The sequence below is a fragment of the Paenilisteria newyorkensis genome (assembly GCF_000766145.1).
GTDB lineage: Bacteria > Bacillota > Bacilli > Lactobacillales > Listeriaceae > Listeria_A > Listeria_A newyorkensis.
The window spans coordinates 15,514-30,899 of record NZ_JNFB01000019.1 but is presented as its reverse complement, the minus strand read 5'-3'; the positions used below and the strand labels follow the sequence as shown (position 1 = coordinate 30,899).

At 39.4% G+C, this 15,386-nt stretch carries 9 protein-coding genes and 1 pseudogene; 7 read left to right on the top strand and 3 right to left on the bottom strand.

The genetic code is table 11. The features are described from left to right. Positions 1-119: 119 nt before the first annotated feature. A protein-coding gene (locus tag EP58_RS09210; RefSeq protein WP_103034936.1) for an IS3 family transposase occupies positions 120-1,201 on the bottom strand; the annotation gives its coding sequence in 2 pieces (ribosomal slippage) (positions 120-967 and positions 967-1,201; 1,083 coding nt in all). Positions 1,202-1,345: 144 nt separating this feature from the next. After that, positions 1,346-1,555: pseudogene (locus EP58_RS17880) on the bottom strand (transposase); the annotation flags it as partial. A gap of 1,249 nt (positions 1,556-2,804) precedes the next feature. On the opposite strand from EP58_RS17880, the gene EP58_RS09205 reads away from it, so the two are divergent. The 4 genes from EP58_RS09205 to EP58_RS09190 all read left to right on the top strand — a co-directional run bounded on the left by EP58_RS09205 (position 2,805) and on the right by EP58_RS09190 (position 6,819). After that, positions 2,805-3,557, top strand: coding sequence for a DeoR/GlpR family DNA-binding transcription regulator (locus EP58_RS09205; RefSeq protein WP_036092755.1), 753 nt, complete (start codon positions 2,805-2,807; stop codon positions 3,555-3,557). After that, entirely contained in the window at positions 3,554-4,465 is a 912-nt protein-coding gene (gene pfkB, locus EP58_RS09200) for a 1-phosphofructokinase (protein ID WP_036092753.1), read from the top strand. Before EP58_RS09205 ends, pfkB begins: the two co-directional genes overlap by 4 nt. 19 nt (positions 4,466-4,484) lie before the next feature. Beyond that, positions 4,485-6,362, top strand: a complete 1,878-nt coding sequence (locus EP58_RS09195) for a PTS fructose transporter subunit IIABC (protein ID WP_036092751.1) — start codon at positions 4,485-4,487, stop codon at positions 6,360-6,362. A 106-nt stretch (positions 6,363-6,468) separates the two neighbouring features. Beyond that, positions 6,469-6,819 (top strand): helix-turn-helix domain-containing protein, encoded by a 351-nt coding sequence (locus tag EP58_RS09190; protein ID WP_036092749.1) that lies wholly within the window; start codon positions 6,469-6,471, stop codon positions 6,817-6,819. Between the two features lie 45 nt (positions 6,820-6,864). Here the strand turns inward: EP58_RS09190 and EP58_RS09185 are convergent, their stop codons facing one another. After that, positions 6,865-7,518, bottom strand: a complete 654-nt coding sequence (locus tag EP58_RS09185) for a competence protein ComK (protein ID WP_052164888.1) — start codon at positions 7,516-7,518, stop codon at positions 6,865-6,867. Between the two features lie 268 nt (positions 7,519-7,786). On the opposite strand from EP58_RS09185, the gene EP58_RS09180 reads away from it, so the two are divergent. From EP58_RS09180 to addA, 3 genes are all read left to right on the top strand, one after another. Next, a complete protein-coding gene (locus EP58_RS09180; protein WP_036092748.1) occupies positions 7,787-8,020 on the top strand; it encodes an IDEAL domain-containing protein in 234 nt (77 codons plus the stop codon). A 166-nt stretch (positions 8,021-8,186) separates the two neighbouring features. Continuing rightward, entirely contained in the window at positions 8,187-11,663 is a 3,477-nt protein-coding gene (gene addB, locus EP58_RS09175; RefSeq protein WP_036092746.1) for a helicase-exonuclease AddAB subunit AddB, read from the top strand. Beyond that, the gene (gene addA, locus EP58_RS09170; protein ID WP_036092744.1) at positions 11,660-15,385 is read left to right on the top strand and encodes a helicase-exonuclease AddAB subunit AddA; all 3,726 of its coding nucleotides are present in this window, start codon (positions 11,660-11,662) and stop codon (positions 15,383-15,385) included. The genes addB and addA overlap by 4 nt, the downstream gene beginning before the upstream one ends. Position 15,386 lies beyond the last annotated feature (1 nt).

The following is a 15,386-nucleotide window of genomic DNA, read 5'->3' as shown; positions in this document are numbered from 1 at the left end:
ATGATACATCATATTTTGCCACAGCAAAACACCCCAAACGTTAGATTTTTGGTCTAACTTTTGGGGTGCACATCAAACTGGAATGGCAACCCTTTTTTGAACAGAATTAACAAGTTGTCTTAAGTGAAGACGCCGATGTTTTCTACGGATTTCGCGATGCGAAAACTAACCGGGCTTTGGTAATTAAGTGTGCCATGGAGGCGGATATGATTCCACCAGTTCACATAATCTAACAACTGTACCTTCAATTGATTCAATGTTTGAAACTTGTTTGGATACACAAATTCTTTCTTGAATGATTTATACGTACTTTCAGCGACTGCGTTGTCATATGGGCAACCTTTATTGCTAAGAGAACGACCTATTTCAAAGGTATCTAAAATCTTATCAATGACCTTGTTATCAAATTCGCTTCCGCGATCTGTATGAAAAAGCTGGACGTTGAAAAGTGGAAAAGGGATCTGGTAGATAGCCTCCTTCACCAAATCAGCTGTTTTATTCGTTCCTGCGCTGTGTCCAATAATTTCACGATTAAATAAATCTAGAATAAAACAAACATAATGCCATTTTTCACCTACCCGAACATAGGTTAAATCGGTGACAATGACTTTACGTGCCTCAACTTGTTCAAATTGACGCCCTAATTCATTGGCCACAGGTGCTTCATTCACCTTAGTTTTATGTTGTTTGAAAGTAGCCTTGGTATAGTTGGAGATAAGGGCAAATTTTCGTACGATAACTGCAATTTTGCGTCTGGAAACGGTAAAGCCCAAAAGGGCTAGGGCTACTTTTAATTTGCGCGTGCCATAATTTTTGCGGCTTTTATGAAACTCCTCTATAACCGCCTGCTCTAAATGAGCTTCTGATCTTTTCAACTTTTGATAGTAATACGTGCTCCTTGAAACACCTAAAATACGGCACATCGCTGCTATTGGATATTTGTGTTTGTTTTGCTGGATTACTTGGATTTTCGTCCGAATATCAGCGCCACTTGCTTTAAAATATCAACTTCCAACTCTTTCTGGGCAAGTTGTTTACGTAAAGCTTCTATTTCTTTTTGTTCCGCTGTCTTGTTATCATTGGTTAAGAAAGAACCTGACTTGTTGTATTCTCTTCTCCAACGGTCAAAGACCGAGGGAGCAAGCTCGTAATCGATTAGAATATCTTTTCTTGATTTTCCCGCTGCATGTAATTGGATTATTTGTTTTTTAAATTCGGGTGTGAAGGGCGCGTCGTTCTTTTTGTCATTGTAAACTTCATCCTTTACTTCTTTATAGTATCTATTATAAAGACCCTTATTTAATTGTCCAATTTAGTATAACCTATCCAGAACGAGCTAGGGAATCTATGGTTCGTGCCTCTTTTTAATTCGTAGACTTGTACGAGAATCATTTAAGAATTGGCGGATATCGTGGCGTTCTTGCACTTTATTGCTATCAAACCAAGCCTGATAGGCTTTTTTGATGGTATAAGCCGTTTGTAAATCAGGATGTAAACTTAAATAATGGCGAATGATGCTTTTTTGTGCTGTGTCCAGTTTATGAGATCGCTTAAAAAGTAATCTGCAATAATGACTGCTTTTTCAAGCGCTGGTTATACAGCCAGCTTGAAGGTCTATCTCAAATCCATGATAACCATCTCTACCTGTTGCCCGCGTTCTCTTAATAGCGTTGAATGGCTTTGCACGACGATTTTCTAAAATATCAATGGGGCGCCGAGTGATGGGGGCAGCGATGATGAGTTGGAATTTGCCTTTGTCCTCATCGATAGCGATTATTTTAGGGGGGCTGGTGTGAGCTAGAAAGGCTTGTCTATATTGTATCGAAAAGGCGCATTATTTTTTTAGGTGTGGTGGCTTCATGAGGTTTAGGCAGTACAGGTAAGGAGACAGAGCGGCGATACTATAAAAAAGGAATGGTTGATGCCAAAGCGTCGAAAAATACTGATAGCATGAAACAAGTCCTTGATTTGTTTCATCAAATGATTTTCCACAGAAACAAACATATCTACGCTTTCAATAGTGTACATAGGCATGTTTTTCTGTGACTTTTAGAATGTTTGCATACGATAGTCTTTAATGCGAGTTGTCCGTGTGTTACAAGGAGGGCAGACATGCTTTTTCAGTCTTAGCAGGTTACATTATAAAGTTCAAGGTCTAGCATGTCAGAATATAAAGTTGATTAATTAGCACTACAGATGCTTTCGCTTACCATGTTCGGAAGGGAATGTTTACCTTTTTTGTTTGATGGTTTAATCGAGAGCTTTATTTCGAATAAGTTATATATATTAAAAAGAAAGAATAAATAGGTAATTGATATTGTCGTTTAAAAGTTAAGTTTTATACAGTTTATTTCAAGAATTTTGCTCCGTATTAATTCATAGTGTACCTTACTATAAAAAAATAAGGACATGATTCCGCCATATTTGAGGAAAATTAGCAATAAAATCTGGAGTTTTTAATGTTTTTTTTTGGATAAAAAACACGATGTGAGGGCTTTTTTTGCTAATACATTTTATAGTGTTAGTATATTAGTTAAAAAGTCACCTTTCAAATTCTGTCACTATCAAATTATAGTAAAATAAAATGCTTATTTCTCTTTCTACTGAGATGAAATACTCGTATTTCATGGGATATAGAAAAGAATGAGAAAATAGTTGTGTGTATAAAATACTTGAAAAGGTTCTAATATTGAGTAATGAGGGCCAAAGGATGCGACAGCTAGATATAAATATGTTTTTTTTGAATGATTGTGATTGACTTTGGCTGAATGTGGTGTTATTCTTTTTAAGAACGGAGGGATTTTATGTTGAACGCGGAGAGGCATAAACTGATAATGGATCTTTTGAAGCGGAAGAGCGCCGTTAAATTAAAGGATTTGATTGCGATTTCAGATTCTTCAGAGTCTACAATACGAAGAGATTTGGCTGAATTAGAAGATTTGGGAGTATTGAAGCGGGTGCATGGAGGAGCAATACTTAGTCAAGCAAGGACGATTGAGATGAGCATGATAGAAAAATCGGTCAGAAACGTCCATTGGAAGAAAGATATTGCGAAATTAGCAGCTTCAACCGTTGTCGACGGGGACTGTATCTATCTAGATGCTGGTTCTACTACATTTGAAATTATTGAGTTTTTAGTTGGACGTGATATTACAGTAGTTACCAATGGGTTAATGCACGTGGAAGAGCTTGTTAGTTTGGATTTAAATGCCTATATTTTAGGTGGGAAAATGAAAGCGAAAACAAAGGCGATTATTGGTGGAATTGCTTTAGAGAATATCATGAATTACCGATTTGATAAGGCGTTTATTGGGGCTAATGGTGTTCATTTGATTGATGGGTATACAACGCCTGATATGGAGGAGGCGTTATTGAAGCGTAAGGCCATGGAGCTTTCTGATGAGACTTTTATTGTTGCTGATAGTTCTAAGCTACATCATAGTCATTTTGCTAAGGTGTTTGATTTGGAAGATGCTGTCTTGGTTACTAATGCTATTAGCAAGGAAGATAAATATGGAATAATGAAAAAAACTAATATTATGGAGGTGCCAGTTTGATTTATACAGTGACGCTTAATCCATCGATTGATTATATTGTAGAGGTGGATGATCTTAATTTAGGTCATTTAAACCGAATGAAGACGAGCATCAAGTTACCTGGAGGCAAGGGCGTAAATGTTTCTCGGATACTTAATCAATTAAAAGTTGCTAATTGTGCTCTAGGTTTCTTGGGTGGTTTTACAGGGGAATTTATTCAACAGTGGCTAGAAAAAGAGGGAAGTACAAATAGATTTACGCGTATTGCTGATGATACACGAATCAATGTTAAGCTGAAACATGGTGAGGAAACTGAAATAAACGGGATGGGTCCGACGATTGATTCAACAGAAGTAGTGGCTTTCTTTAAGGAATTTGATAGGATGCAACATGGGGATATCGTTATTTTATCTGGGAGTATACCACCTTCTTTAGGCGCGGATTTTTATAATCGAATTATTGCAAAATGTGAAGCTCAAGATGTAGAATTTGTGATTGATACGACTGGGCCAAGTTTATTGGATACTTTGCGAAAAGAACCATTTCTTATTAAGCCAAATCATCATGAGTTAGCCGAATTGTTCGGGGTTGAATTCCAAGGTATAAATGATATTATTCCTTATGGTAAGAAGTGTTTGGAGCTAGGAGCTAAGCATGTTATTGTATCGCTTGCGGGTGATGGAGCTTTGTTATTTGTAGAGGATAAGGTCTATAAATCTAATACGCCACTTGGCAATGTGAAAAATTCTGTTGGTGCCGGGGACTCCATGATTGGTGGTTTCATAGGTACTTATATGGAGAGTGAAGATGTACTGGAATCATTCCAAGTTGCAGTGGCTACTGGTAGTGCAACGGCTTTTTCTACGGATTTGGCGACTTATGAGGCTGTTCAAAAATTAATTCCAGAAGTGAAAATTTCAGAGATATAATAATTGGGAGGTTTACATTATGAAAATAACTGATATTATGAGTCAAGACACGATGATCCTTTCCTTAAAAGCAACGACAAAAGAGGGCGCAATTGATGAAATGATTGCAAAACTTGATGAAAAGGGAAAAATTAATGATGCGTCACTTTTTAAAAAGGAGATTATGAAGCGGGAAAAGGAGAGTTCCACAGGTATAGGTGATGGTATTGCGATGCCTCATGCTAAGACGAAAGCAGTCAATACACCAACTGTAATATTTGCTAAGAGTGAGAATGGGCTTGATTATGATGCATTGGATGGACAACCGGCGTTTCTATTTTTTATGATTGCTGCGACGGATGGTGCGAACCAGACACATTTGGAAACATTGGCTGCCTTATCTCGGTTACTTATTCATCCCGATTTTGTTGGTAAATTACGCGATGCTACATCTAATAAGGAAGTAATAGCTTTATTTGATGAGGCGCAAGGAGAAGTGGGAACGCCAGAAGTGATTGAAAACAGTGATGATTCTCAAGATAAGCCTTTTGTAGTGGCGGTAACAGCTTGTCCTACAGGAATTGCGCATACTTATATGGCCGAGGATGCCCTAAAAAATAAAGCAAAAGAGATAGGCGTCGATATTCGAGTTGAGACGAATGGTTCGGATGGTGCGAAAAATAAACTGACGGCAGATGAAATTGAACGGGCAGCTGGTGTTATTGTTGCCGCGGACAAGAAAGTGGAAATGGCTCGATTTGAGGGTAAGCATGTGTTAGAGACGCCTGTAAGTGACGGTATTAGAAAACCAGAAGAGCTGATTAATAAGGCGATGGCTAAACAAGCTCCTATATACCATCATAGTGGTGAAAAGGACAGTTCCGCTGGCGATGGACAAAAAGTTTCGATTGGAAGTCGTATTTATAAAGACTTAATGAATGGTATTTCGCATATGCTACCGTTTGTTGTTGGTGGTGGTATTCTTTTAGCATTTTCATTTTTGTTAGAACAGTATTTCCCTAGTGCAAAAGTTTTTACAGATATGTTGGGTGCGATTAGTGGCGGAACAACCGGAGCCTTTATGTTCCTTATTCCGATATTGGCTGGTTTCATTGCCATGAGTATTGCAGATCGTCCAGGTTTAATGCCAGGTATGGTCGGTGGTTTGTTGGCAGCGACGTCAGATGCAGGATTTTTAGGCGGCTTGCTGGCAGGTTTCTTAGCGGGTTATGTTGTGCTAGGTTTGAAGATTCTATTTTCCAAAATGCCTAAAACTTTGGAGGGTTTGAAGCCGATTTTAATTTATCCTGTTTTAGGATTGCTGATTACAGGCGGATTAATGTACTTTATATTTGATCCTATTTTTGCAACAATTAATGAGTTCTTAGTAGATCAACTGCAGTCTTTAGGAACGACAAATGCAGTTATTCTGGGGACTGTATTAGGCGGGATGATGGCAATTGATATGGGGGGCCCATTTAACAAGGCTGCTTATACATTTGCGATAGGTGTATTTACGACGACTGGTAATACTGACGGGGCGTTTATGGCAGCTGTAATGGCTGGTGGGATGGTTCCACCGCTCGCTATTGCAATGGCAACAACGATATTTAAAAATAAATTTACACAGGATGAGCGCCAAGCTGGTTTAACGAACTATGTGCTAGGATTGTCATTCATAACAGAGGGCGCTATTCCGTTCGCAGCAGCAGATCCATTGCGTGTGATTACGTCGTGTGTTCTGGGTTCCGCAATTGCTGGAGGTTTAACACAGTTCTGGCAAATTAATGTTCCTGCGCCACATGGTGGTATATTCGTTGTAGGACTGGCAAATCATCCGATGTTATTCTTGCTGTCAATCCTTATAGGGACAGTCGTTTCTGGGTTAATATATGGTTTTTGGAAGAAAGCGAAATAATAGAAAGAACTGCTCTAGTGATAGGGCGGTTTTTCTTTTGTATATACTATTAGTCGAAATAACTGTCGTTCATTGCTATAATAAGAGTATAGGAAGGGGTGAGGGTATGGACTTTGGAGAAAAATTAATTTCACTTCGAAAGAAACATCAATTGACGCAGAAGCAGTTAGCAGAGAAAATTGGTGTAACATCTTCTACAATTAGTAAATATGAGAACGATAATCATCGACCACCAATATTTATTCTTGCTAAGTTGGCAGACGAATTAGGTACAACAACGGATTTTTTATTGGACGATGTGGCTGGACTTAGGGAGAAAAACTCGGTGAATGCTTTCCCGTTGATTGGAAATCCTGAATTAGAAAAGTGGTACTTAGAGTTGCCCTACTCCTATTCGGAAGAAGAATTATTACTTTTGAAAAGAATTTCAGAGGCTTTGGGAAATCGAAATATTTAAATTCAAGGCAGTCACAAACCGGAAAAAAGTGACTGCCTTGTTTTTTTACTTATCTTCTTTCTTTTTGTTCTCCTTTTTTTGCTGGGGTGTATCAGGGTAACTAAAGTCAATGAAATGCTCATTAACCTCGCTGATTTCCTCAAGATTATAAGGTTCTCTATTCTCAGCTGCTAGGGAGATAGGTGGAAATAAAAGATTGGAATAGGGATACTCTGTCTCTACACTACGCATTTTTTGAGAAAATTTCATGTGTAGCATAGAAACTCTGGCCATCTGATTATTGAAAGTAGCAAATGATACAGATATTTTTATTTTTTGTTTGTTATTAAATCGGATGGTTGTGCAATTATAATTAGAGTCGTAATATTCCGAGATGTGTTGCGGAAAAATCCAAATACAATCGTCTCTTCCTGCTGAGGTTGTTGGAAAGGCATAGGTGAAGCTAACAGGATCAATCATAATTGGCGGCTTGTGTGTGACGCCTGTCAAGAAGCGAGTTCCTTCTCTTCTGCCTTCGTAGCTTGAACCAAAATATTGGCAGCTTGTTTTAATTAGAAATAATGGGGTAAAACTAGATATACGATGATCGTTTAATTCAAAGACTTCTGATTGAACCCCTGACTTTGTTTTTAGAGGCAGGATTATCATGGTATGGGGATTGACCTCATACACTGGCGTTTTCATTTTCTTCGACATAATGTCACTCCTTTTGATGTATATAAGTAGTGTAAATGCACCGAGTTAAGGTTATGGAATATCCGGTTTGTTTTTGAAAAATCTTAGGTACACCTACTTTGAAGCTATCTGTCTATGTTGCATCTCATTTGCTAGCTTGAGTATAGCACAGCTAATTCCCGAAGTCACTATTTTTTCTAAAAATTCTATTTTTATAAAGAATATGACTTTTTAACCCCTTATTTCTACTTTTTCATTGTGGTAATAAAAAATTAAGAAGGAGTGATCAGTCATGGAAATGCGAGATTTTTCAAGTTCATTAGTTAATCAAGTTGGAGTTCTAAAAGGAGAAAAAGAGTTAGTGAATACATTTATTGAGTGCTACATGACAATGCTCCTTGACGAACACAGGATGCAACAATTGAAAGATGAAATCGATGTTGTTTTAGACAATAACGATAAAGAGAAATTTTATCTTTTGACAGAGAAATTAAACGGAATGCAGCAGGAAATGCTGACCTTTTAAATAAATAACGTGAGGACTAGGGTCAATCTGGCTCTAGTTTTTTCATGTGTTATTTGTTGAAATTCGATTATAGTGATAGACTGAAATTAGGATTTTAAAATAAGTATGGTCTAGTTGGCTAATATGTGTTATGATATAAAACAAACATACGTTCGGTGGTGGAGAAATGAGTCTACAATTTATTATAGGGCGCGCGGGTACTGGGAAAACGGTACTAATAATGGACCGGTTAGAAGAGCGAATGAGTGGAGCGGGAGAGAAGCGGAATTGTATTTTCTTAGTCCCAGATCAGATGACTTTGCAAATCGAGACGGCGTTTTTTGAACGGGAGAGTGTCTCTGGGTTATTACACACGCAAATTTTTAGTTTTAGTCGTTTGGCTTGGCGGATTTTGCAAGAGAGTGGTGGCTTGGCTCGAACATTTTTAACGGATTCAGGATTAGAGATGGTCATTCGTAAAATAATGATTGAGAAGCAAGATGAGTTACAGTTATTTGGGCGGAATGCTTCAAAAAAAGGTTTCATTAAAGAGTTGGAGCAAATTTTTAAAGAGATGAAGCAATTTTGTGTGGAGCAAGAAGAGTTACAGAATTTTGATGGTGAGAATAGTGCAGATTTGAATAATAAGATGGCTGATATAGCGCTACTTTATGATGCTTATAAGCGTGTATTGTCTGGGAAATATTTAGAGAATGAAGATTATTTGAGACTGCTTGGAGATGCGATTTCGGATAGCAATTTTTTAGCGGAATGCGAGATTTTTATTGATGGTTTTCATGAGTTTTCGCCACAAGAATATTTGGTCTTGGGGGAATTATTTAGTGTTTGTAAAAATGTGACCATCGCTTTGACTTTGGATGAAGCATATAGTGTGAATAATTTACAGGCGTATAATGTATTTCAAGTGACAGGTATGACATATGCCAATTTAAAAGAAATAGCTCAGAATGGGGCTTGTGAAATATTACCTGATATCGTTTTAGAAAATAATGAACGCTTTAAAAATAATGATTTAGCATATTTACAGGAGACATGGGGGGAGTTCTCCGTGAAGGCCTATGCGAATGAGACGCCAAGTCTTGCTATTTATGAAGCGAATAATCGACGTGCTGAAATGGATGGGATTGCGAGGCATATAAGGCAGTTAGCTTCGGAGGGGTATCGTTACCGGGATATGGCTATTTTGCTCCGAAATACAGAGGTGTATGAGACGATTTTGAAGGCTTCTTTAAATGCGAATGATATTCCTTATTTTATCGATAAGAAACGAACGATGGCTAATCACCCAATGGTTGAATTTCTTCGTTCTAGTTTAGATGTTCTTCGTACTAATTGGCAGTATGAAGCTGTATTTCAGGCTGTTCGAACGGAATTTTTCTTTCCGCTAGATGTAAGTAGTAGTGCTTATAGAGGAAAGGTCGATATTTTTGAGAATTATATACTGGAGAATGGAATTTATAATAAACGTAGATGGATGGATAAACGACCTTGGAGTTACCGGAAAATTCGTGGATTGGATTTGAATCAAGGCGTACAAACAGACGATGAGAAGGCGAAAGAGGCTACGATTAATGAAGTAAGGGAGCACATAAAAGTACCGTTAATGGCGCTAGAGAAGCGGTTAGAGGTAGCTGGTAATGGTGTGGAACAGGCAAGTGCACTTTTTCAATTTATGTTGGATGTGCAAGTTGATGGTCGGCTAGATATGTGGCGCAAGCATGCGGAGGAAATGAATGAATTAGAGTTGGCAAAAGAGCATGAACAGGCCTGGAAGTCTGTTGTGGCGTTATTAGATGAGTTTGTAGAGGTTATGGGAGATGAGGAGCTATCTCTTAATACTTTCTTTGATATTATTAATACAGGGCTTGATGCTCTCGATTTTGCTTTGTTACCGCCGTCATTAGATCAGGTTATTGTTGCGGATATAGATAATTCGAGATTACTAAATAAGAAGGTTATTTTTGCTGCAGGGATTAATGATGGTGTTTTGCCAATGAAAAAAGAGGAGAGTGGCATTTTATCGGATGAAGATCGGAATGTTTTAAATCAGTCGGGAATTGCTGTTAGACCTAGTAGTAAGAATATGCTCTCAAGCGAAGAATTTGTGGCTTATCGGCTGTTTACGCTGCCCTCAGAGCGTTTATTTATTAGCTTTCCTAACGCAGATGAGAATGGGAAGGAATTGTCTGAATCAAGCTATATTAGGAGAATAGAGACAATTTTTCCAGAGGTGAAGAGAGAGCTTTATTTGAGTGATCCTTCTTTGTTGAGTGATTTGGAGCAGGCTTCTTATATTTCCACACCAAGAGCTACGATAGCGCTTTTAACAGCGCAAATGCAATATAAGAAAAAAGGGTACCAGATGTCTCCTGTATGGTGGGATGCTTATGCCTTTTTCCAATCAGATGAGGAGTGGAGAAATCCTGCTTTACGAATTTTAGGAAGTTTATTTTATCAAAATAAGGCTAAGAACATTTCAGAAGAAGCTGCAACCTCCTTGTTTGGTGAAAATATTCATGCAAGTGTTTCGAGAATGGAGCGTTTTTATAGTTGTCACTTTCAGCATTTTGCGCAACATGGTCTAAAACTGGAGGAGCGGGCGCATTATAAACTGCAATCTGTGGATATTGGTGAGATATTTCATGGGGCTATGGAGTGGATATCGGCAGAGCTTCAAAAGAATAACTTAGAGTGGGGTCAATTATCTGTGGAGCAATGCATGGAGCTGGCAACGCTTGCTATGGCGTATTTGGCGCCAAAGTTACAACATGAAATTTTGCTCAGTACGAAGCGATTGGAATATATTCAGTATAAGCTTTTGAATATCATTATTAGGGCGACGCGTGTGTTGAATGAGCAAGCTAAAATTAGTCGGTTTAAGCCGGTTGGACTAGAAGTTGATTTCGGAGCGAAGGGGGAAATACCACCTATGAAATTGCCGCTTAATGATGGGCGTGAACTCATTTTACAGGGGCGCATTGATAGAATTGATGAGGCGGAGCAGGATGAGCGCACTTTTTTGAGAATTATAGATTATAAGTCAAGCTCGCATGATTTGCCGATGACGGAAGTTTATTATGGACTTGCCTTGCAGATGCTGACCTATTTAGATATTGTCGTGGAGAATTCGGCTAAACTTATTGGAAAAGTGGCTGAGCCTGCGGGAGTTTTATACTTTCATATGCATAATCCGCTTGTTAGTGCAGACAAGGAATTGACGGAAACAGAGCTTGAGAAAGAATTGTTGAAGAGTTTTCGGATGAAAGGGTTAGTGCTGGACGATACTTTGGCGGTATCGCTTATGGATACGGAACTAGAGGCAGGGAAAACGTCTTCTGTGATACCTACTGGGTTGAAAAAGGATGGGAATTTTAATGCGCATTCGGCTACAGCGACGAGGGCAGAGTTTGATACGATGCGCCAGTACGTTCGTCGCCAGTATACAAAGGCAGGGAATAAGATTATTGATGGGGAAGTAACGATTAATCCTTATAAATTGAAGGAGCGGACGCCTTGTCAACTCTGTGTATTTCGATCGGTTTGTCAGTTTGATGCGTCGCTTGAGAATAATCAATATCGTAAATTAGAGAATCAGAGTAGGGAAGATGTTTTGAGGAAAATGCGTGAGGAGGGGCAGGAATGAGGAGGATAATTCCGACAAAGCCAGAGAATGCTGTGTGGACGGATGATCAGTGGAAGGCGATGTATGCGAGTGGTCAGAATGTTCTTGTTGCTGCTGCTGCTGGATCTGGTAAGACGGCTGTTTTAGTGAATCGAGTCATTGAGAAAATTGTGGATCCTGAGAATCCGATAGATGTAGATGAATTGCTCATTGTGACATTTACGAATGCATCTGCTGCTGAGATGAAGGCTAGGATTGGTAAGGCAGTTGAAAATGCTTTATTAGTGGATGAGTCATCTTCGCATTTGAAGCGGCAGATTGCTTTGCTTAATTATGCTTCTATCTCTACGTTGCATTCCTTTTGTCTAGATGTGATAAAAAAGTATTATTACTTGGCGGATATCGATCCTGAATTTCGTTTGATTGAACCGATTGAGAGTGCAATGGTGCGGGATGAAGTGATGGACAAATTACTAGAGGAGCACTATGGAAATGCTGAGAATGTTGCATTTTTTGAGTTGGTAGATACTTTTTCTGGGGATCGATCGGATGATGATATTGGAAAAGTTGTCGGGGAATTGTATGATTTTTCAAGAGCACATCCTTCCCCGGAGGCTTGGTTAGATTCGATTATTGCTAATTATGATGTCGGCGAAATAATGGATGTCGCGGGATTGCCTTTTTATCCTATTATTGAAAAGCAATTGATGATGGAGTTGCGACAGGCAGAGCATTTTTTGAAACATGCGATTTTTTTATGTGGCGATTCGGCAGGTCCTGAGCCTTATTTAGTGACGCTTGAGAGTGATTTGGAACAGATTCGGAGTTTGATGCAAGCGTTAGATTGTGATTGGGAAAGTTTGACGAGTGCTTGGAAGGCTGTTAAATTTCAGCGGATTGCTACCTTAAAAAATAAAGAATTATACGACGAAGTATTGATAAATCAAGTGAAGAAACTTCGTGATCAGGCCAAAAAAACGGTGACAGATGCAGGTAGTGAGTGGTTTTCGCGAGACGGAGTTCATTATATTTCGGATTTAATGAAAATGAAGCATACAATTGTGACATTGATAGAGCTTACGCAAGAGTTTGCTATTCGTTTCTATCAGGAGAAGGTTTCGCGGGGGATGCTTGATTTTAATGATTTGGAGCATTTGGCGTTACGTATTTTGAGTCATTCTGATCAGGATGGGGCACCGTCTAATGCTGCCTTGGGATATCAAGAGAAATTTAAAGAGGTTTTGATTGATGAGTATCAGGATACGAACATGGTGCAGGAGCGAATATTATCTTTAGTAACGGCGGATACAGAGGCAGATGGTAATTTGTTTATGGTCGGGGATGTGAAGCAGTCTATTTATCGTTTTCGTTTAGCGGAACCTGGTTTATTTTTGGCGAAGTATAAGCGTTATACGGGGGATGGTGATGGGACTGGGTTGAAAATTGATTTATCTCAGAATTTTAGAAGTCGTTCGGATGTGCTGGATACGACGAATTTTATTTTTAATCAGTTGATGGATACGGAAGTGGCGGAAATTGAGTATGATGAACAGGCGAAATTGGTTTTAGGTGCTCATTTTCCGGATTCGGATAGTACGCAGACGGAGCTTGTTTTGATTGATATGGAGCAGGATGAGAAATCGGATGAGGTGGATGAATTAGCGCCTGAACAATTGCAAAAAAGGCAAGCGGAGGCTCGTTATATTGCGAAGCGAATAGCCAAGCTGATTGATGAAAAGACGCCTGTTTTTGATAAGGGGTTGAAGCAGTATCGTCCGATGGAGTATCGGGATATCGTTATTTTATCACGAGCGCTTACAAGTGCGCCTGATATGGAGGATGCGATGAAGGAGTTGGATATTCCTTTCTACGCGAATAATAATTCTGGATATTTTGAGGCTACAGAAGTTGCGATTATGGTGTCTCTGCTCAAAATTATTGATAATCCATATCAAGATATTCCGCTTGCGTCCGTCTTGCGTTCACCGATTGTTAGTCTAGATGAAGATGCCTTGGCTCGAATTCGTTCTGTCGGGAAAAATAAACCGTATTTTGAGGCCTTGGAAATATATGCGCTTTCTGAACCAGGGGAATTGGCTTCGCAGTTACAGGCTTTTTTACGTCAGTTAAGTAAGTGGCGGGAACTATCGATGCGTGAAGATTTGGCTGATTTGATAGCGCAAATTTTTCAGGAGACGCATTTTTATGATTTTGTCGGTGGCTTGCCAGGTGGAAAGCAGAGGCAGGCGAATTTGCGGGCCTTGTTGGATCGCGCGAATCAGTATGAGAAGACGGCGTTTCGTGGGTTATTCCGATTTATTCGATTTGTGGAGAGGTTGCAGGTAAAGGGACAGGACTTGGGAGCTGCCAAAACGTTGGGTGAGAAGGAAGATGTTGTCCGAATGATGACGATTCACGCGAGTAAGGGGTTGGAGTTTCCTGTTGTATTTTTATCTGGCTTGGACCGTAAATTTAATATGCGGGATATTTATAATAAATATTTGTTTGATAAGGATTTTGGTTTTGCTACGCGATATAATGATCCTGTGAAGCGTTTAGTTTACCCATCGATTATGCAACAAGCGATAAAGTATAAAAAGATTGCTGAGATGATGGCAGAGGAAATGCGCGTTTTATATGTGGCGCTAACTCGTGCTGAGGAGAAGTTGATTCTGGTTGGAACGGTTCCGAGTCTTGAAAAGTCTGTTGCGCAATGGGAACAAAACTTGACGGAGAAGGATTGGATGTTACCGGCGAGCGTTAGGTTTCAGGCTAAAAATTATTTGCAATGGATTGGTAGTGCTTTTGTGAGGCATCCAGATTATATGGAACAGATGGAAAATGGAAATGATTCTGGATCGGTTCGATTGTCCACTAATATGCGTCTTTTGATCGAGAAACATGGTTATCAGGAGTTTTTAACTGTGGATGCAGAGGCTAAGCAAGACTCGAGTTGGTTAGATATTGTGAAGAATGGTAAGGGAGCAGCGGAGCAATCGCCTTATTTTGAGCAGATTCAGGAACGTCTTTCTTTTCGATATGGTTTTATTGAGGAGACGGGTATTAGGTCTAAGCAATCTGTGACGGAGGTGAAGCGACAATTTTCGGTTGTGGATAGCTTTAGTGATACGCGGTTTACGAGAAGTGCGCAACCTGTGTCTTTTGAGCGGCCGAAGTTTTTGCAAGAGAAGCGACTGACGGCAACGGAGCGAGGGACAGCGATGCATACGGTGATGCAGGCTCTTTCTTTGAGGGATGCGCCAACTGCCGCTGGGATGAAGGCATTGCTTGATGAGCTTGTGTCTAGGGAGGTTATGAATGAGGAGCAGGTGGCATCGATACAAGTCGATTCTATTTTGAACTTTTTTGATACGGAATTGGGTCAATTAATGCTTGCTTATCCAGATTGTACGCTACGGGAAATACCATTCAGTTACAAAATACCTGCTAATCGGATACATCCAGATGTGGAGACTACGGAACAGATTATTGTTCAAGGGATGATTGACGTATTGGTGGAGCTCGATGATCAGCTTATTCTTATTGATTATAAGACGGATCAGATTACTGGGAAATTTGAGAATGGCTGGCTTGGTGCTGAGGCTATTTTGAAGAAGCGTTACCGAGTGCAGATGGATATGTATAAAGAAGCAATTGAGAAAATTAATGGTAGACAAGTAGATCATGTTTATTTATATTTTTTTGATGGGAATCATGTTTGTGAGCTGACAGGGGGAAATTAGA